This is a genomic window from Paenalicyclobacillus macrosporangiidus, from assembly GCF_900116805.1.
In the GTDB taxonomy this organism is placed as follows: Bacteria; Bacillota; Bacilli; order Alicyclobacillales; family Alicyclobacillaceae; genus Alicyclobacillus_H; species Alicyclobacillus_H macrosporangiidus.
This window is the reverse complement of the sequence record NZ_FPBV01000002.1, coordinates 114,881-134,893: the sequence shown is the minus strand read 5'-3', so window position 1 is coordinate 134,893 and position 20,013 is coordinate 114,881. Positions and strand designations below refer to the sequence as shown.

General features: G+C 64.3%; 14 protein-coding genes and 1 tRNA gene. 11 read left to right on the top strand and 4 right to left on the bottom strand.

Annotated elements, in window-relative coordinates:
* Positions 1 to 91 precede the first annotated feature (91 nt).
* The 6 genes from BM357_RS02965 to mdh all read left to right on the top strand — a co-directional run bounded on the left by BM357_RS02965 (position 92) and on the right by mdh (position 9,606).
* Complete coding sequence (locus tag BM357_RS02965) at positions 92 to 1,738, top strand: SWIM zinc finger family protein (RefSeq protein ID WP_074949488.1); 1,647 nt, start codon at positions 92 to 94, stop codon at positions 1,736 to 1,738.
* The gene (locus BM357_RS20060) at positions 1,735 to 5,046 is read left to right on the top strand and encodes a DEAD/DEAH box helicase (protein WP_074949486.1); all 3,312 of its coding nucleotides are present in this window, start codon (positions 1,735 to 1,737) and stop codon (positions 5,044 to 5,046) included. Before BM357_RS02965 ends, BM357_RS20060 begins: the two co-directional genes overlap by 4 nt.
* A 42-nt stretch (positions 5,047 to 5,088) precedes the next feature.
* Positions 5,089 to 5,319 carry a hypothetical protein gene (locus tag BM357_RS19190; protein WP_139234535.1) on the top strand — a complete coding sequence of 77 codons (231 nt, stop codon included), beginning with the start codon at positions 5,089 to 5,091 and terminating at the stop codon, positions 5,317 to 5,319.
* Positions 5,320 to 6,114: 795 nt separating this feature from the next.
* Positions 6,115 to 7,104, top strand: coding sequence for a tryptophan--tRNA ligase (gene trpS, locus BM357_RS02955; RefSeq protein ID WP_074949484.1), 990 nt, complete (start codon positions 6,115 to 6,117; stop codon positions 7,102 to 7,104).
* 245 nt (positions 7,105 to 7,349) lie between these two features.
* Positions 7,350 to 8,645, top strand: a complete 1,296-nt coding sequence (icd, locus tag BM357_RS02950; RefSeq protein ID WP_074949481.1) for an NADP-dependent isocitrate dehydrogenase — start codon at positions 7,350 to 7,352, stop codon at positions 8,643 to 8,645.
* Between the two features lie 19 nt (positions 8,646 to 8,664).
* A complete protein-coding gene (gene mdh, locus BM357_RS02945) occupies positions 8,665 to 9,606 on the top strand; it encodes a malate dehydrogenase (protein ID WP_074949479.1) in 942 nt (313 codons plus the stop codon).
* A 197-nt stretch (positions 9,607 to 9,803) separates the two neighbouring features.
* Here mdh and BM357_RS02940 read toward each other — a convergent pair whose 3' ends face one another.
* From BM357_RS02940 to BM357_RS02930, 3 genes are read right to left on the bottom strand one after another with little or no spacing between them, the layout of a single operon-like run.
* Positions 9,804 to 10,589, bottom strand: coding sequence for an ABC-2 family transporter protein (locus tag BM357_RS02940; protein WP_074949477.1), 786 nt, complete (start codon positions 10,587 to 10,589; stop codon positions 9,804 to 9,806).
* Between the two features lie 6 nt (positions 10,590 to 10,595).
* The gene (locus BM357_RS02935; RefSeq protein WP_245783818.1) at positions 10,596 to 11,393 is read right to left on the bottom strand and encodes an ABC-2 family transporter protein; all 798 of its coding nucleotides are present in this window, start codon (positions 11,391 to 11,393) and stop codon (positions 10,596 to 10,598) included.
* 31 nt (positions 11,394 to 11,424) lie between these two features.
* Positions 11,425 to 12,384, bottom strand: a complete 960-nt coding sequence (locus BM357_RS02930) for an ABC transporter ATP-binding protein (protein ID WP_083430118.1) — start codon at positions 12,382 to 12,384, stop codon at positions 11,425 to 11,427.
* Between the two features lie 292 nt (positions 12,385 to 12,676).
* Between BM357_RS02930 and polA the strand changes: the two genes are divergently transcribed.
* The 5 genes from polA (at position 12,677) to BM357_RS02905 (ending at position 18,453) form a co-directional block, all read left to right on the top strand.
* A complete protein-coding gene (gene polA, locus BM357_RS02925; RefSeq protein ID WP_074949473.1) occupies positions 12,677 to 15,322 on the top strand; it encodes a DNA polymerase I in 2,646 nt (881 codons plus the stop codon).
* Positions 15,323 to 15,400: 78 nt separating this feature from the next.
* On the top strand, positions 15,401 to 16,258 hold the full coding sequence (gene mutM / locus BM357_RS02920; protein WP_074949471.1) for a DNA-formamidopyrimidine glycosylase: 858 nt from the start codon (positions 15,401 to 15,403) through the stop codon (positions 16,256 to 16,258).
* A 19-nt stretch (positions 16,259 to 16,277) separates the two neighbouring features.
* Positions 16,278 to 16,895, top strand: a complete 618-nt coding sequence (gene coaE, locus BM357_RS02915; protein ID WP_074949469.1) for a dephospho-CoA kinase — start codon at positions 16,278 to 16,280, stop codon at positions 16,893 to 16,895.
* Entirely contained in the window at positions 16,850 to 17,605 is a 756-nt protein-coding gene (locus tag BM357_RS02910; protein ID WP_245783808.1) for a lytic transglycosylase domain-containing protein, read from the top strand. The genes coaE and BM357_RS02910 overlap by 46 nt, the downstream gene beginning before the upstream one ends.
* A 763-nt stretch (positions 17,606 to 18,368) precedes the next feature.
* Positions 18,369 to 18,453, top strand: a tRNA-Leu gene (locus BM357_RS02905).
* 321 nt (positions 18,454 to 18,774) lie between these two features.
* Here BM357_RS02905 and BM357_RS02900 read toward each other — a convergent pair.
* On the bottom strand, positions 18,775 to 19,935 hold the full coding sequence (locus BM357_RS02900) for an ROK family transcriptional regulator (protein ID WP_074949465.1): 1,161 nt from the start codon (positions 19,933 to 19,935) through the stop codon (positions 18,775 to 18,777).
* Between the last annotated feature and the right edge of the window lie 78 nt (positions 19,936 to 20,013).

Sequence of the window (20,013 nt, the reverse complement as noted above, 5' to 3'; positions counted from 1 at the left end):
ATCCGCTAGAATGATGGAAAGACAGGGAGGTGCGCGTGCGGACCGCCGTGCGCGCGCCGAATTTCTGCCGGACAGGAGCGGGACCGGGCGGATGGACGTGCCGTTTCAAATCAGCGAGATCGCGCGCCTCGGCGAGGCGCTGTGCGTGTCGACCACTTCCCTCACGCGCCAACGAGGCCATGATCATTGGCAGCGGGGGCGCGTTCGGTCATTGACCTTCCAAGCGACGGGCGCCCACGCCACCGTCTCCGGGGCGCGGATGTATGCCATCCAACTGGACTGGGTCAGCGGGCGTGTCCGCGGCTACTGCACGTGTCCCGCTGACCAGGCGTTCTGCGAACACATCGTCGCCGTCTACCTGACGTTGATCGATGCCGTGGGAGGCGATCCGCTGGCCTTCGTGTACGGCCTCGGCACCGGCCTCGAGGGCCTGGAAGGAGCGGACGAGTCCGCGGCGACGGGGGAGGCGGCAACGCCGAGTTCGGCCCCGGCGGTGTGGGTGGCTGGTGCCGCCCGAACCGAGCCGCCGGGGACGCGCACGCTCGAAGAGCCGATCTCCCGGTTGCCGGAGGAACTGGCTCAGGTGGTCCGTGCCGTCGACGGGCAACTGGCGTCATTGCGCCAGCGGACGCCTGCGCACTCGTTGGCGCAGGAGATCCGGGGGCTGCAGGATCGCCTGTTGGCGTCCGTGTCCCGGGGTGGCCAAAACGGGCTGCTGGCGCGGATCGTCGTGCACCTGTGCGTGATCCACGCCCTCTGGCTGCACGTGCACCGCCTCGAGGGATCCCCCTGGTTCGTGGTCGCGGAGGCGGAGCGGGCCGCTCGCCTATCCGTCAACGATTTTCACGCCTGGCTGTCTGAGGTCGAGGATCGCCTCCCCGCGCATGTGGACGCCCCCGAGGCGTGGGCCAACTTCCTTCGAGCCCGTTGCCTCCTGCCATCCCTGCTCCGAGCGGACACGGTCCTGGTGGCGCAGTCCGTATGGGACCGCCTGCTCCGGGGGCAGCCCGCCCTGTGCGATCGCGAGATCGTTTGGCTGCGGGCGCAGGAGCCGGGGTGTCCGGCGGATCGAAGGCCGTATCTGCGCCACATGACGGCCTATCTGCTGGCGGCCGCGGGCCGGCCGGATGAGGCGCTGGCGGAGGTCAAGCCGGTGGGCGTGCCGGAAGGTGTGCTGGTGGCCCACACCCTGGTGGCGGTGATGCGCACGCAGAACCTGGACGCGCTGCTCACGTGGCTGCGGTGGCTGCGGGACACCCTGGGGACGCAGAGTGCGGTGCACGAGCACTACGTCGCCCCGGTGTGGCGCATCCTGGCGGACCGGCACGAGGCGACGCGCACGGAGTACGAGGAGATGCTGCGGGCGGACATGCGCCTTGGCGGGCGAGAATACCGGTTGTATCTGCTGCAACGGGATCGGTATGAGGAATGGGCGGACGTGGTCATGATGGCCCTCTGGAACGTTCCTTTCCTGGCCAAGGACGAGGTGGACCTGGTGGCGCGCAGGAAGCCGGAGGCGCTGATTCCGGTCTACCACCACCTGGTCCAGCGCCTGGTCGATCAGCGCCAGCGCGACGCGTACCGCGAGGCCGTGCGGGTGCTCGTCCGCCTGCGGAAGCTGTATCACAAGGTGAAGCGGCCCGACCGCTGGGAGGCGTTCATCGCGCGCTTCGTTCAGCGGCATCAGCGCCTGCGCGCCCTGCAGGAGGAGCTGCAGCGCAAGGGGGTGGTGGAATGAGCCGGGTGATGTCCATCCGCCTGGTGTTTCGCTGGCAGCCGGGGCGGGGAGTGTTGATCCGGGACCCGGACGTGCCCCTCGCCGACGCGGACCTGCTGAAGCACTTGTCCCACCTCGTCCTGGCGCACCATCCCGACACGTTCTACGGCACGGACGTGGTGCTGGTGACGGACATGGAGGAAGACCGGTGGGGCATCCTGCTCACCCCCCTCCAGGCGGTGACGTTTTTCGCCCAACTGGCGCCCAACCGGATGGTGGACTGGGGTTGGCCGGACGATCTCCCGGTCTGGCGTCAGGCCGCCCAGCGCATGGCGGCGGCCGTCGCGGAAGCCCGCCTGGCGCCCTCCCTCGACGGCGCCAAGCCCGGGCGGCCCGCTTGGCGGCTTCTGTCGGAGGACGGCGCGGACGCGCTGGGCGATCTCCCGGACTGGGTGCGGGAGTGGGCGAATGAGGCCGTCTGGGAGCTGGTCGTGTCCGACGTGGACCTGGCGCGGGCGTGGCAGGGGGTGTTGGACGCGCACCCCGTGCTGGCGGAGGACCCGGATGGCGGCCTGTGGCTGGAGGAGGCGCAGTGGCACGAGGCCATCGGTTGGCGCCCGGACCCGTGCCCGTTCACACCGGGCCTGCGGCTGTGTGAGCCGGTGATGGGCCTCGCCGGTGTCGTCGGCCTTGACGGCTTTGACGGCGGCGCGGGTTCGGGTGATGCCGCGGACGGCGCGGTGGGTTCGGATGATGCCGCCGGCGGAGCGGGAGCGGCGGGCTGGCGGCTGGAGGTGGTTCTGCGCGACAAGGTCCAGCCGGACCTGGTGTACGGCCTGTGGCCAGACGTGGCCCGGGCGGAGCAGTCGGAGCTGGAGACCGGTCCGGGATCACGCGCGGTGGGGGGCACCCCGGAGGCCGGGGTGGCGCTCGACCCGGACCTGCCGCCCGCGCCATCGGACTGGGCGGTGCACGAGGAACGCCTGCGGCAGGCGGTGGAGCGTTGGTTGGCGGCGGTGCCGTGGTTGGCCGATCCCGCGGGCGGCTGGCTCCCCCGCGGCCACTTGTCTGAGTCGGACGCGTGGCGCTTTCTCACCGAGGCCATCGCGCCGTTGCGGGTGGCGGGATGCTGGGTGATGGTGCCGGCTTGGTGGGAGCGGGCGATGCGGCAGCGGCCGCGCCTGCGGGCGCGGGTGCGTCCGGCGAGCGGCGTGCATGGCATGTTCGGGATCGATCAGACGGTCCAATTCGACTGGCGCGTCGCGCTGGGCGGCGAGGAGATGGACCCGGCGGCGTTCGAGCGCCTGGTCGCCCAAAAGCGCCGCCTGATCTGGTTCCACGGCGCGTGGCGCGTCGTCGATCCGGTCTGGGCGCATCGCCTGCTCACGACGATGAAACGGCGCGGGGAGGCGCTCACCCTGGCGGACGTGTTGGAGCGGGCCCTGCTCGGCGACGACGACGCCGAGGGGACGGAGGGGGACCCCGCCGGGGGGCTTGGTACGGGCGACGCCCGGGCGGAGCGCCCGGAGTCCAGTGGGGACGGTGCCGTCAGGGAGCGCGCGGAGCCCGGCCGGGACGGCGCGATGGCGGTGGATCCCGGGGACGCTGCCATCGCGGAAGCGCCGTTTGAGGTGGCGCTCAACGAGCCGTTGCGGGCGTTGGTGGGCGGCCTGCGGGACATCCTGCAGATGCCGATCCTGCCCACGCCACCCGGGTTCCGGGGGGAGCTGCGCGCGTACCAGCGGATCGGCTTCTCCTGGTTCGTGTTCCTGCGCCGTTTCGGCCTGGGCGCGTGCTTGGCGGACGACATGGGCCTCGGGAAGACGGTGCAGTTCATCGCATATCAGCTCCATGTGCGGAGCGAGGGAGCGGCGCTCGGCCCAGCGCTCATCGTCTGCCCGACGTCGGTGGTGGGCAACTGGCAGAAGGAGTTGGAACGGTTCGCGCCGGGGCTGCGCGTGTACGTGCACTACGGAGCAGGCCGCGCGAAGGACGAGGCGTTCGCGGAGGCGTGCCGGGAGGCGGACGTGGTGGTGACGTCGTACACGTTGGCGCACCTGGACAAGGATCTGCTCGAAGGCGTCGTATGGGACACGGTCTGCCTGGACGAGGCGCAGAACATCAAGAACCCGCACACGAAGCAGGCACAGGCGGTGCGCCGCCTGCAGGCCCGCCACCGCGTGGCCTTGACGGGGACGCCGGTGGAGAACCGGTTGACGGAGCTGTGGGCCCTGTTCGCGTTCCTCAACCCGGGGTATCTGGGCAGCGAACGGGTGTTTCGCAGCCGTTTTGCGGCACCGATTGAGAAGTCGGGGGACGCGGCACGGACGCGCGTCCTCCAGCGCCTGGTGCGGCCGTTCCTGCTGCGGCGGATGAAGACCGATCCAGAGGTCGCGGCCGACCTCCCGGAGAAGGCGGAGGCGAAGGTGTACGTTCCGCTGACGAAGGAGCAGGCGGCGTTGTACGAGGGCGTGCTGCAGGACATGCTCGCGCGCCTGGAGGCCGTGGACGGCATGGAGCGGCGGGGGCTGGTGCTGGCGACCCTGACGAAGCTGAAGCAGATCTGCAACCATCCGCTGGCGTTCTTGAAGGCCGATCCCGCCGGCCCTCGAGGCGGGCGTGGCCGCGCGGGGGACGGTGTGGGCGGTCGTTGGGTCGGCGGGGCTGGCGGTACGGGCGACGGTACGAATGGTGCGGTCGACGGTGCGGGTCGGCGTTCGATTGACGGTGCGTCGGTCGCGGCCGGTTCTGTGCTTGGGGGCCGGGTGGTGCGGCTGCGGGGCCGCTCGGAGAAGCTGGAGCGCCTGCTGGAGATGGTCGAGGAGGTCCGGGCGGCGGGCGAGCGGTGCCTGGTGTTCACGCAGTTCGTCGAGACGGGCGAGCTGTTGCGGCGGGCACTGGAGGACGCGCTGGGCGAGCCGGTGCTGTTTTTGCACGGTGGGGTGCGGCCGGGCGATCGCGATCGCATGGTCGCAACGTTCCAAGACCCGGCGTCGCGGGCGGGGGTGTTCCTGCTGTCGCTCAGGGCGGGCGGCGTGGGGCTCAACCTGACAGCGGCGACCCACGTGTTCCACTTCGACCGGTGGTGGAACCCGGCGGTGGAGAACCAAGCGACCGACCGGGCGTACCGTATCGGGCAGCATCGCCACGTGCAGGTTCACAAGTTCATCACGTTGGGGACGTTGGAGGAGCGGATCGATCAGCTCATCGAACGCAAACTGGCCCTCGGCGAGGGGATCATCGGCGCGGGTGAGCAGTGGATCACGGAGCTGTCGACGGACGAACTGCGCGATCTGTTCGCGCTGCGGCGCAGCTGGGTGACGGAGTAGCGGCGGGCGGCTGTCGGGCCGCGATGACGGGAGGGATGGTGGATGCCGAGGCGGAGGGGATCGGCGCAAGGGAACGGCGGGGATGCAGCCGGCGGGCGGGTCGCAGGGGGTAGGCGGGCCGCGAAGGACACACGGGTCGCGGAGCCGAGGCGTCGCGGGCGGCCACGGCGGGAGGTGGCAGTGAAGGCCGCGATCCCGATGCCGGACGGCGTCTCTCCGGCCTGGCGTGCGTTCTATGAGGCGCTTCACGCGGCGTGGCAGCGGCGCGGATGATAGGGTTGGCTGTGTCGGTGGGCCGCGTGTTGATCAGGCGCCTGAACCATGCGTGTGGGCCGTGCGCATTGACCGTGCCGGGACAAGGTTCGGTTTCCTCGGGCGGATGGGTCCGCGTGACACGGGACCGCCCTTTTGACGTCCGGGTGCATCTGTAGGGCCGTGATGGACGCTGGGTGTCGGTGCGACAGTTGGAACGCTTCGGCGGCGGGAGAGCTGAGCAGCCGCGCGTTTAAGGAGATGGGGCCCGATCTCGGTGTCGGCCGGGAAGATCGCCCGTGGCTGATTGCGGTGAACTCAGACGATGCCGTTGCGGGCACGGAGTCACGAACTGTTCGCGCACCTTGTTCGCGTGCCGGCCCGACGGCCGACTGTTCTCACTCCGGCGAATCCATTTGCGTTCTCCGCAGGCGGCCGATATAATGAATCCCAAACTTGAGCACGAGATCGGCGGCGAAGAGGAGAGTACGCGCGGTTCGCCTTTCCAGAGAGCCGGGGCGAGGTGGAAGCCCGGCAAGCGCGATGCGCGGAGTGGGCCTCGGAGCCAACCTTCCGAACGGCGCCGCATTCGGGAGCCGTAGGAGGGTTCGGATCACCCCCGTTAGCGGGTGGCTGTCTGGTGTGTGATGTGAACCAGGCAGGGCGAGGGCGCGTCGCGGTGTGGCGGCGCGAACCTGGGTGGTACCGCGGCATACGTCCGTCCCAGCAAGGGATGGGCGTTTTTTCGTGCACCTTGATAAAACATCACCGCATCGAAAGCCGCATCCAAACCAAACCAAAAAGGAGGCCATTTCCATGAGCACCCGTCCGCGTGTCCTGTCCGGCATTCAACCGAGCGGGACCATGACCATCGGAAACTATCTCGGGGCGATGAAGAATTTCGTCCGGCTGCAGGACGAGGCCGATTGCCTGTTTTGCATCGTCGATCTCCATGCCGTCACCGTTCCCCAGGACCCCGCGGACCTGCGCCGCAATACGCTGAGCTTGGCCGCGTTGTATTTGGCCTGCGGGATCGATCCGGAGAAATCCACCCTCTTCGTTCAATCGCACGTCCCCGCCCACGCCGAGTTCGGCTGGCTCCTGCAGTGTGTCGCGTACTACGGCGAGCTTTCCCGCATGACCCAGTTCAAGGACAAATCCGCCCGGCACGAGGTGGTGACCGCGGGGCTGTTCACCTACCCTGCCTTGATGGCGGCCGACATCCTGCTCTACCAGGCCAACCTGGTCCCCGTCGGCGAGGATCAGAAGCAGCATCTCGAGCTGACTCGCGATCTCGCGGAGCGCTTCAACCACCGCTTCGGGGAGACGTTCACCCTTCCCGAGCCGTACATCCCGAAGATCGGCGGGCGCATCATGAGCCTGGAAGACCCATCGAAGAAGATGAGCAAGAGCGACGCCAGCCCGAACGCCTACATCGCGATGCTGGACGAGCCGGACGTCATCCGCAAGAAGATCATGCGCGCCGTGACCGACTCGGGCCGGGAAGTCCGGTTCGATCCCGATGCCAAACCTGCGGTCAGCAACCTCATCACCATCTACGCGCTGTGCGCGGACAAGACGGTGGCTGAGGTGGAGGCGATGTACGAGGGCAAGGGATACGGCGATTTCAAGCGCGACCTGGCGGAGGTCGTCGTCTCTGCGCTCACCCCCATCCAGGCGCGGTATCGCGAACTGCTCGACTCCGGTCATCTGGAGGAGATCCTGCGCCGGGGCGCCGAGGCGGCAGCCGAGCGGGCGAATGCCACCCTGCGCGCCGTGAAGGAGAAGTTCGGGTTTCTGGTGTGACCAGGGACGGAGGCCCGTTCCGGTGCCCCTCGAAGGGGGAAGGGGGGCGTCCGGCGGGCCTCATGGTATCTTCTTGCTGAGATTGCGAACATTTTATGAACATTCCGTGATTACGGCGTGAAAGCCTTTTCTTCTTTGTTGCATTCTGCAAGTGTGATATGATCGTGCACGGGCTTTATGGAGCTTTTCCACGCGATACGGACTCCGTCTCACCCGTATACTCACCACGTGAGGGAGGCAGTGGCATGCCGCAATTCAAACAGTTCAACCCTCCGGCACAGGGGGAACCGATTCGGCTGGTCGACGGCAAATTGAATGTCCCCGATCACCCCATCATTCCGTTCATCGAGGGCGACGGGACCGGTCCGGACATCTGGCGGGCATCGCAGCGCGTGTTTGACGCCGCGGTGGAGAAGGTGTATGGCGGGCGCCGCAAGATTGCCTGGTACGAGGTGTACGCCGGTGAGAAGGCGTTCAATCTCTTCCAGGAGTGGCTGCCTGAGGATACCCTGACCGCGCTGACCGAGTACATCGTGAGCATCAAGGGCCCGCTGACGACCCCCGTGGGCGGCGGCATCCGCTCTCTCAACGTGGCCCTGCGGCAAGAGCTGGATCTGTACGTGTGCCAGCGCCCGGTGCGCTACTTCCAAGGCGTCCCTTCCCCGGTGAAACACCCCGAGCTGGTCGACATGGTCATCTTCCGCGAGAATTCCGAGGACATCTACGCCGGCGTCGAGTGGGCTGAAGGCACGCCGGAGGTCAAGAAGGTCATCGAGTTCTTGCAGAAGGAAATGGGCGTGAAGAAGATCCGCTTCCCGGAGACGTCCGGCATCGGCATCAAACCGGTGTCGCGGGAGGGCACGGAGCGGCTGGTGCGCGCCGCGATCGAATACGCGCTGCGCCACAAGCGCAAGAGCGTGACCCTCGTGCACAAGGGCAACATCATGAAGTTCACCGAGGGTGCCTTCAAGAACTGGGGCTACGAGCTCGCTGAGCGTGAGTACGCGGACAAGACCTTCACCTGGGCCCAGTACGACCGCATCAAGGCGGAGCGCGGCCAGGAGGCTGCCGACGCCGCGCAGAAAGAGGCCGTCGCGGCCGGCAAGTTGATCATCAAGGACGTCATCGCCGACGCGTTCCTGCAACAGGTGTTGACGCGGCCTGCGGAGTACGACGTGATTGCCACCATGAACCTCAACGGCGACTACATCTCCGACGCGCTGGCAGCCCAGGTGGGCGGCATCGGCATCGCGCCGGGCGCGAACATCAACTATGTCACCGGCCATGCCGTGTTCGAGGCCACGCACGGGACCGCGCCGAAGTACGCCGGGCTCGACAAGGTCAACCCCGGTTCCGTCATCCTCTCCGGCGTCATGATGTTTGAGTACATGGGCTGGCAGGAGGCGGCGGATGCCATCACCCGCGCGTTGGAGCGGACCATCGCGGACAAGGTTGTGACATACGACTTCGCCCGTCTCATGGAAGGCGCCAAGGAAGTGAAGACCTCTGAGTTCGCAGACGCTATCATCGCCAACCTGTAATCCGATGGAGGGACCCAAGATGCTCAAGCGGAAGAAGATCTCGGTCATCGGCGCTGGTTTCACCGGATCGACCACCGCGTTCATGCTCGCTCTGAAGGAACTGGGCGACGTGGTGTTGCTCGACATCCCGCAGTTGGAGAACCCGACCAAGGGCAAGGCCCTCGACATGCTGGAGGCCACGCCCGTCGTCGGATCGGACGTGCATATCATCGGCACCTCCAGCTACGAGGACACCGCCAACTCGGATCTCGTCATCATCACCGCCGGAATGGCGCGGAAACCCGGGATGAGCCGAGACGATCTCGTCACCACCAACGCGAACATCGTCCGCTCCGTCACCGAGCAGGTCGTCAAGTTCTCGCCGAACGCCATCCTGCTCGTGCTGAGCAATCCCGTGGACGCCATGACGTACGTCGCCTACAAGGCGTCCGGCTTCCCGAAGAACCGGGTCATCGGACAGGCCGGCGTGCTCGACACCGCCCGCTTCCGCACGTTCGTCGCGGAGGAGTTGAGCGTGTCCGTGGAGGATGTCTCCGGCTTCGTGCTCGGCGTGCACGGCGACGACATGGTGCCGCTCGTCCGTTATTCCTACGTCGGCGGCATTCCGCTCGAGAAGCTGCTGCCGAAGGATCGCATCGACGCCATCGTCGAACGGACCCGCAAGGGCGGCGGCGAGATCGTCAACCTCCTCGGCAACGGTTCGGCGTACTACGCTCCGGCCGCGTCGCTCGTGCAGATGGCGGAGGCCATCCTGAAGGACAAGCGCCGCCTGCTTCCGGCCATCGCCTACCTGGAGGGCGAGTTTGGCTACAACGATCTCTTCCTCGGGGTGCCGTGCGTCCTCGGCGGCAACGGGATCGAGCGGATCGTGGAGATCGACCTGCTGCCGGACGAGAAGGAAGCGCTGGACAAGTCCGCGGAGTCCGTCCGCAACGCCATCCGCGTCGCCGTCGGCAAGTGACGCGTCGTCCGGGCGTCCGTGTCTTGCCGTCGAGATGGACTCCCGGACGGTTGGGGCAGCCAGACGGTTGCGGTTCAAGCGATGTCGTATGGAGAGCCCGCAGGCATGTGCCTGCGGGCTTCGATGTCCTTGGAGTCCCCTGTGGTTGCGAATATCTTCCTGTCCGGAGGGATGCTGGGGCAAGCATGCGCTTCACGTCACGTTCCGGTTGAGGTATATCTGTCCAATCCCGCCTTCCATATCACAAGCGCAAGAGTCAACAGAACGACAGCCACCAGGTACGGAACCCATGCGGGAGGAGAGATGCCCATCGGCACCTGCACAGGGTACAGACTTGCCACGGGATAGAAGGCCACGAATCCGATTGGGATGAGAAAGGTCAACGCAGCTTGAATGACGGGGTGAAATATGGTCAAGGGATATTGCGCATATTGCTCTTCCACGAAAAACAGCATCCAATGCAGTTGCCCAGGGTGAATGTTCCAGAATGTCAGAGACATGAGGATCAGTTCCATGGAAAAAAGAATGAGACCTCCCGACACTCCAAACGTGACGATGAGCCATGCAGGGGCGTGCGGTCTCAGCAGGGTCCACAGGGTTCCCGTCACGACTCCCCAGGCCAGGATGACTGGTAACACTTGCACATTCTCATCCACCAGATTTTTGGAAAGTACATTTCCTGGCTGAGTCAAGTGTTGGTCGATGGTACCATTCCAGATGGCATTTGCGAGATTCCTGACGCCTGAGCACAGAGAATCCTTCAGGCCAATCGCACAGGTGCGAATGAACAGCATGAGGAGAACGCTCCTCCCCGACATGCCACCCATCACACCGATCTTGGAAATCAAGACCCAAACAACGAGTACAGGGATAGATTCCCGTACAACGATGCTGAGAAAAATGGCGCCTGCGTCGAAGGGTTTTCTGGCGGACGCACGGATCGATATCCACATTTTCCATAGATAGATTTTCAAGCTGTGCATCCCGTCTCATCCCCCGTGAATGACCATCCTGCGATATGACGATCGCCATACGAAGAGAGACAAGATGCAAAGAAGGACAGCCCAAACGAACTGTTGGCCAAGCAACCTGACCGGACTCTGAAACACGCCGAGATAGACGACGGCCGGCAGGTTAGCCAAATACGGGAATGGCGTCCATGCCAGCAACTGATATACGGCAGGTGGCAGGAGTACGAGGGGAACGAGTCCTCCCCCGAGAGCGGAAAGCAGCAGATTGGACAAACCCAGAAAACCATATAGATTCCTTCCGTTCAGGAAGATGCAGGCCAAGAGGATATCGAGGCAGCGCCGAATGATGATCGCGAGCATACAGGAAACAACGGCCAGGATTAGAGCGCTTGGGCTCGCCGGAGGCAGTGGATGAAACAGCACGGCGAGGAATGAGAAGGCCACCACCGAAGGGATCCCGTATGCGGCCAGGGAGGCCAAGTCGCGAGTTAAGTAATAGGCCAATCCAAAGATGGGTCTGATAGCGGACCACAAGATGGAGCCATCAAAGGTCTCACGAATGACGTCCTCCAGGAGAACACCCATCTGAAACTCCTGAACGAGTCCGGCGATGAGGGTGTACGTCACAAGCTCACGGGTCGTGAGCCCTGGGTCGGCCAAGTCTCTGGCACTTGTCCAGATCGACAGGGGGACCAATATCTGGATCCATAGGGAGACAACGTACATGAAAGAACGTCCACGAAGCAAGATCATGCTTCGTGCCGCAACCTTCATATGAACAATGAAGACTCTCATCATGCGAAGCACCGTCTCCATCACGTCCTCGCATCACCCTATCCATTCTGAATCAATCGGCTGAGACGAAGGCCTTCAACTCTTCGCGCAGAAGTGTTTCCAACGGTGTCTCTCCAATCTTTAAGTCGCGGATACGATACATCCTTAAGAGTTCAGCCACTCGAGTCGCGACACGTTCGGGATCGGTGTGTATGGTGATGATGCGACCGTCTTGAGACAGCTCTGCATCCGCCATGTCCAGTTCGGATACAGGCGTCTCCAAGCGTGCCTGTATGACGACCGAATTTCGGTGTAACCGTCGAAACTCGGCGATACTGCCACCAAACAGCAGTCGCCCATGGTCCAGAATGAGAATTTGGTCGGCAAGCATCTCAGCTTCTTGAAGGTCGTGCGTGGCCAGCAAGATGGTACAGCTCTTTTGACGGAATGCGGAAATCACCCTGCGCAAACTTGCTTTTGACTCAACGTCGAGCCCAATGGTGGGTTCATCGAGCAGCAAAACACGAGGGCGATGCAGAAGAGTTGCGGCGAGATTGCCCAACATCCGTTGACCGAGGGAGAGGTTCCGCACCGGCGTGTGCAGGATTTCTCCGAACCGAAAAAGGGAGTCCAACTCAGCGAGGGTGTCAAGGAACTCCCCCTTGTTCAGTCCATATTGAACTCGAATGACGTCCAAGGAATCCATGAGCGGGAGTTCCCACATCAGTTGATTCCTCTGGCCAAACATGACACCGATGGATTGCAGGAAGTCGTGTTCGCGACGGGAAGGAACAAAACCATTCACACATACCTGCCCGCTCGTTGGTCGAAGAATTCCGCAGAGCGCCTTAATGGTTGTCGATTTCCCCGCGCCATTGTGACCCAAGTATGCTGTGACCGTTCCGGGAAGGCACTGAAAACTGACCTCATGGAGAGCGTGTACCATCTCCCAGCGATACCGGGGAATTCCCCATCGCTGGCCACACTGTATTCGACGTCTATACGTCATGGTCAGGGATTGAACGTCGATCATCAGACATCTCTCCTGATATCTGCTGGTATCTCACAGCCGCGGCGTAAACGGAGATTTCAAACGGATGGATGAAGGATCGGTAAGTCATTCCTGAGGTCGATCTGCTCGCAACGTGGATATTCCTTATCGTTCATATAATAACATTTCGACTTCTATATAGAATCCGCAATACGGACATGGGCGGATGGGGAACTCAGTGTTCATGGATCTCCCGCAAGGGCGGTCGGATATACTCCCTGCCGCTGTGCTACAATGGTACGGAATGGTTCAGAGACAGAGAGCGAGGGATGATATGGCTGGCCGCCGCCCCAAGCTGATTCTGATTGACGGAAACAGTATCGCCTACCGCGCGTTCTTCGCCTTGCCCGCGCTTTCCAACGCGGAGGGGCAATTTACGAACGCCGTGTTCGGCTTCACGCAGATGCTACTGAAACTGTTGCAGGATGAATCGCCCACCCACATTGCGGTGGCGTTCGACGCAGGGAAGGAGACGTTTCGCCACGGCCTGTACGAGGCATACAAGGGTACTCGGGAAAAGACCCCGGGGGAGCTGAGCGAGCAGTTTCCCTTGTTGCGGGAGGTGCTGCAGGCTTTCTCCATTCCGGCACTGGAAGTGCCCAATTACGAAGCGGATGACATCATCGGCACCTTGTCCAAACGGGCGGAAGAGGCGGGGATGGACACCCTCATCGTCTCGGGCGACAAGGACCTTCTGCAACTGGTCAGCGAGCGGGTGCACGCCGCCCTGACCCGCAAGGGCATCACGGAGATGGACCGGTACGATCCCCAGGCCGTCTTCGACCGCTTCGGCCTGACGCCGGCACAGATCATCGATCTCAAGGGCCTGATGGGCGACGCCTCCGACAACATCCCCGGCGTGCCCGGGGTGGGGGAGAAGACCGCCGTCAAGCTGCTCCAAGCCCACGGCAGCGTGGAAGAGGTGCTGGCGCACACCGGCGACGTCTCGGGGGTGAAACTGCGGGAACGCTTGGAGACATACCGGGATCAGGCGTTGTTGTCGAAGCAACTCGCCACCATCCACCGGGACGCGCCCGTCGATTGGGGAGTGGACGATCTCGCCTACACCGGCTACAACCCGTCCGAAGTACGTCGTGTGTTTCAGCGGCTGGGTTTTCGTTCCCTTCTCGACAAGATTCCCCGGGAAATCGACACCCCAGGACAACCTTCAACGACGTCCGACGGCAAACGCTTCCAGCCGCAGGTGCAGCGGATCGAAACCCTCGACGCGTACCGCCAATGGGTCCGCCGCCTGACCAGCCCCATCGGCATCCTACCGGTGTATGACCGGGAGGATTATCAGACCGCCCGACTCCTCGGGGTGGCCGTCGGCTGCGGAGATCAGGCGTGGTTGGTATCGTTCGAATCGGAGCTGGGACCGACCGATTTGATGGACCTGTGGCAATCGGAACGCGACAAGGTGGTTTTCGACTTAAAGTCGTTGGCGGTGCTGCTCGATGGCCACGGGATCACGCTGGAGAACGACGGCACCTGGTTTGACGTGATGCTCGGCAGCTACCTGCTCAACCCGTCGGACGGGGAGGTCAGCCTGTCCGACATCGTCGAGCGGGAAACCCATCGGCAGGTCGCGCCCGCCAAGCCGGGGGAACCCGGATACGCCGAGGCCCAGGCCCACCTGGCCGCGTGTCTGCCGGCTCTGAGAAGCCACCTGTTTCCGGCGCTGGAGGCGCAGGAAGTGGACCACCTGTACGGGGACATCGAGCTGCCCTTGGAGTTCGTCCTCGCCCGCATGGAGGTCATCGGCTTTCGCGTCAATCAGGACAAGCTCCGTGCGTTCGGGGCCGAGTTGGAGCGCAAGTTGGCGGAGTTGACCAAGCGGATCCATGAGCGCGCGGGGATGGAATTCAACATCAATTCGCCAAAGCAGCTCGGCGAGGTCCTGTTCGACAAGCTCGGCCTCCCGGCGCTCAAGAAGACGAAGACCGGGTACTCCACCAGCGCCGACGTGTTGGAGAAGCTGGCGCCGTACAACGAGATCGTCCAGGACATCCTGGAGTACCGGATGATTGGCAAGCTGTTGTCGACGTACGTCGAGGGTCTGCTCAAGGTCATCCGGCCGGAGACGGGGCGCGTGCACACCCGGTTCCACCAGGCACTGACCGCGACGGGGCGGCTGTCGAGTTCGGAGCCGAACCTGCAGAATATCCCCATCCGCATGGAGGAAGGGCGCGAGCTGAGAAAGGCGTTCGAACCGACGTACGAGGATTGGGTGATCCTCTCGGCCGACTACTCGCAGATTGAGCTGCGCGTCCTGGCGCATCTGTCGGGGGACGAGGCGTTGCTGGACGCCTTCCGCAGCGGTGCGGACATCCACGCCAGCACGGCGGCGACGGTGTTTGAGGTGCCGATGGATCAGGTGACACCCGCCCAGCGCCGCCAAGCGAAGGCGGTCAACTTCGGGATCGTGTACGGGATCAGCGACTACGGACTGTCGCAGAACCTCAACATCCCGCGCAAGCAGGCGGCCCAGTTCATCGAGGAGTATTTCCGCAAGTTCCCGGGCGTCGCCCGGTACATGCAGGAGATTGTGGAGACGGCGCGCAAACAGGGGTACGTGACCACCCTGCTCAATCGCCGCCGCTATCTGCCCGACATCCACAGCCGCAACTTCAACCAGCGCAGTTTCGCCGAGCGCACGGCGATGAACACGCCCATCCAGGGATCGGCGGCAGACATCATCAAGCTGGCGATGGTCCGGATAGACCGGGCGCTTGCGGAATCCGGGCTGCAGGCGAGGATGCTTCTGCAGGTGCATGATGAACTCATTTTCGAGTGCCCGGAGGCCGAGGCGGACCGGCTGGCTGAACTGGTACAAGAAAACATGGAAAATGCCCTGACCTTAAATGTACCTTTGAAGGTGGACATTCATACAGGGAAGACGTGGTATGACGCGAAATAGCAGGCCGTGCGGCCGGATCCCGCAGCCGGCCGCACGGCGGGGCGCCGCCCTGCCCAGGAGAAGGAAGGAGGGGAGGACGTGCCGGAGTTGCCTGAGGTGGAGAATGTGCGTCGGGACCTGGAGACCCTGGTGGTGGGGCGGACGGTCGAACGGGTGGACGTGCGGTTGGCGCGGATCGTCCGAACGCCGGACGACGCCAGGGAATTCGCGCTGCGGCTGGCCGGGTGCACGGTGACGGGGGTCCGGCGGCGCGGGAAATACCTTCTTTTCGACGTGCCGCCCTATTGCCTGGTGTCCCACCTGCGGATGGAAGGACGGTACGGCCTCGCCGCGGCACACGATCCGGAGGCGCCGCACACCCACGTGGTGTTTCACTTCACGGACGGGACACAGTTGCGCTACCGGGACGTGCGCCAGTTCGGGACGATGGACCTGGTGCCGGCGGAGGGGCCGTATCCCGCGGGGTTGGCGGAACTGGGGCCGGAACCGTTCGATCCCGCGCTCGATCCCACCACCTTCCGCGCCCGCCTGCATCATCGGCGGGCGCCCATCAAGGCGGTGCTGCTCGATCAGACATGCGTCGCCGGCCTCGGGAATATCTATGTGGACGAGTCCTTGTTTCTCGCGGGCATCCACCCGGAGCGGCCGGCCTCGGCCCTGACGCGCGCCCAGTGCGCGGCGTTGCTCGACGCCATCCGGGAGATTCTGACGCGGGCCATCGACGCGGGCGGATCGTCCGTGCGGAGCTACGTCAACGGGTACGGGCGGCACGGCGGGTTCCAGATGCAGTTGAACGTGTACGCCCGCGCGGGGGAGCCCTGCCGCAGGTGCGGCACGCCGATTGAGAAGCTGCGCGTGGCCGGACGGGGGACGCATGTGTGTCCGGTCTGCCAGCCGGCGCCGCGGCGGAGGATCCGGAGCGGCCGCAGAGCATGAGGTACGGGAGGTGAGCCGGGTGATTGTCGGACTGACCGGCGGGATCGCCACAGGCAAGAGCACGGTGACGCAGATGCTCCGGGACCTGGGGGCGTACGTGGTGGACGCGGATGTTTGGGCGCGCCGCGTGGTGGAACCAGGGACGCCGGGACTGCACGAGATCGCGGCGGCTTTCGGGCCGGAGGTGCTGAACCCGGACGGGACGTTGAACCGCGGGCGGCTCGGCGCCATCGTGTTCCACGACGAGGCGGCCCGCCAGCGGCTCAACGCCATCACGCACCCCCGCGTGCGGGCCGGGATGAAGGAAGAGACGGAGCGGTACCTGGCAGCGCATCCGGACAAGCCCATCGTCTGGGACGTGCCCCTGCTGTTCGAGGGCGAGACGCGGTTTTTAGTGGATGTGACGGTGCTGGTGTGGTGCGACGAAGCGACGCAGCTGCGGCGGTTGATGGCGCGCAACGGCCTCGACGAGGCGGAGGCGATGGCACGCATCCGGGCGCAGATGCCGATGGAGGAGAAGCGGCGGATGGCCGACTGTGTGATCGACAACGGGGGCAGCCTGGAGGAGACCCGGGCGCAGGTGGTCACCCTGTGGGAGCGCTTATGCGCGCAGGCGCGGCGGACGGGGCCAGCCTGATGGTGGTGGTGGTCCGAAAGCGCGCACTGGCTGCGCTCATTCTCCTGATTGCTGTCGTGTTTCTCATCACCTCCAACACGTTCTGGCGTTGGATGTATCCCATCGGATACCAACCGGAGATCCGGCGGGCGGCGTCGGAGGCCCACATTGATCCGCTCCTCGTCGCCAGCGTCATCCGCGTCGAGAGCCAGTTTCACAGCGAGGACGTCTCGCATGCCGGTGCCATCGGCCTGATGCAGCTCATGCCGGATACAGCCCAGTGGTTGGCCAATCAGATGAACGGAGCGTCCGGCTCACGGGCGCATGCGGGGGCCGAGGGGAGCGCTGGGAACGTTGGAGGTGCTGGGAACGCTGGGGGTGCGGCCGCGAGCGGATCGAACGCGGCGGGATCGCCGGTGGACACCGCGCGGTTGGCGGACCCGGACGTCAACATCCGTCTCGGCACGTGGTACATTCGCTATCTCGTGGATCTGTTCCACGGCAACCAGGTGGCGGCCATCGCGGCGTACAACTCCGGTCCCAAACGGGTCTCCGAGTGGCTCGCGGACGGAACCTGGAACGGGCAGTTGAAGACGCTCAACGACATTCCTGTGGGAGAGACACGCCACTTCGTCGGGCGCGTGTTCTACAACTACGACCTGTACCAACGCATCTACGGCAACGATCCCCTGTGGCGCAAACCTCCAGCGGCGGGCGAAGCGGTAAAGTGAGACCGGGTGGCGCGGGCATTGCCCCGTCCGGGCCGGGAGAGGCCGCGGACGCTGCCGGCGGGGTGCCGGAGGGCGGTCGGGAATGCTGATGCGCGGGGGCGCGGAGGCCGTCCGGGTATCGAGGATGGCGCGTGAGGGGCTGCGGGCGCAATGCGAGGGGGTGTGGACGCCATCGGAGGTGGCTGCGAACGCCCCGGGAGGGCACGGGGACGCGAACGCCCCGGGCGGGTTGCGAACGCAGCGCGATGGTATCGCGAACACCGTTTCAGGCGGCTCCCGACGCAAGGCGAGGGCGCTAGCAAACGAATCGTCGTTAATGAGGCGGCCGGCGCATCGTTTGTGTCAAATTCGTGCTTTTGTTCACCATCCCACCCTCTGATAGCGACCGATTTGAATTTACCCGGGCTGAGGGCCCCTATCTCCGCCCTCGATAAGACAACAGGTTTTCTTATTCTGATCCGGCTGAGTGACGATAACGTGAATATCGTTTTTATCACCACACCTGTGGACACCGATTCGCTCAAAATGCATATTATGATTTCGATCCCGCACGCCAAGCCCACCCTCCGGTGGTGAAGCCACCCGCCGTATCCCGAAGTCACACCGTCCTGCGCTGAGTCAAACGATCCCGCCGATTTTGCGGTCCATGGATGAATGGCAGGATGTGACGATTCGACGCAGGTTGACACTGTCCGCGCACGTCCGTATAATTCATGACGTCGGTTGCTTTGGCTGAACAAGCGAAAACAGCCGACCTCCACTTGTCGAGATGGCGGAATCGGCAGACGCGCACGTTTGAGGGGCGTGTGGGGAAACCCGTGCGGGTTCAAGTCCCGCTCTCGACACCACAAGCCTTGTGTTGCAAGGGTTCCTGGGGAAACCGGCCTGGGAACCCTTTCTGCATTCTTGCAGAGAATGTTGCTGGCGCGTAGAGCCGTGATTCACTCATGTCCCGCTTCCTTCAACGCAGGGATGCGGGGTTTTGTAATCACCCCTCGATTCCCGACGTTCTCGGCCGTGCAAGGGGAGGCCGCCGGCACTTCGGGTCTGGTGCGTGCGCCCAGCGGTGATCCCGAAGCGGGCATCGACGCCAAGGCACGTCGCACGGCGACGCACCAGGCACGGTGACGCGCCGGGCCGCTTGCGCTTGTCCACGCACGGCTTCTGCGTCACGGCCCGCTGAAGTAGTGGTGCAACACCAATGCGGCGGCGCCGACGGCGATGGCGTCCCGGCCCAGCGAGGAGATGCGAATGGGGGTCGCGGAATTGCGTGCGACGAAGGACCGGTTTTGCACCGCCTGTTCGACCGGTCGCAGCAGCCAATCGCCAAACTGGGCCACGCGGTTACCAATCACGACCATCGACGGATTCAAGCCGTTGATGATGTTGGCGACGCCGACGCCCAGGTAATACCCTGCGGCTTGGACGGCCGAGATGGCCGCGGCGTCATTTTCCGCCAACCGTTCTTGGATCTCCGCCAACTTGGCGGGCCGGCCGGACTCGCGCAGATACATCTGTTCCACGGCGGCTTCCGATGCGTACAGTTCAAGACAACCGGTGTTGCCGCAGGAGCAACGCGCGCCGGCAGTTTCCACCGTCATGTGTCCGAACTCCCCGGCGAGGCCGCGACGGCCTCGCATCAACTCACCGCCGACAATGATACCGGTGCCGATCCCGATACCGACGCTCACATAGACGAGGTCCGAGACGTCTTTACCGCTTCCGAAGAGCTTTTCACCGAGTGCGCCGGCGTTCGCCTCGTTGTCGACGAAGACCGGCATCTGCAGTTCTCGCTCCAGGCGTTCCCGTAACGGGAGGTCGCTCCAGCGCAGGTTCGGTGCGTTGATCACGGTACCCGTGTCATAGTCGACCAGGCCGGGCACGCCAATGCCGATGCCGACGATCCCGAGGCTGGACGGCGGCAGTGCCTCTGCCGCTTTCCGCACCATGTCCACGACCAGACGCAGGTTGGTTTCCACCGACGCCGAGGGATCCAGGGGCGACTCGTACGCATGACGCGCCCGTGCAGCAAGGTCGGTGGCAAGGACGCGGATGTAGTTGACGCCGAGATCCATGCCGATGACATGTCCCGCGTCTGCATTGAACAGGAGCAGAACGGGCCGGCGTCCGACGCGGGCGTGGCCGTGCCCGACTTCCTGGACCAAGTTGTCCTGAATCAGCTCATCGACCAGTGCCGACACGGTCGCTTTGTTCAGACCGGTGATCTTGGCAATCTGGGTACGCGAGATAGGGGACTGAGTCCGAATCAAATTCAATACGATGGACCGGTTGAGCGCCTTGATGAAGGCCTGATCACCTGTTCGTGTCATCGCTCGCCTCGTTGATATTCCGTCATGGTTTGGTTGGGAAACCAAAAGATTCTCCCTCATTATCGCCTCGGTGACAGG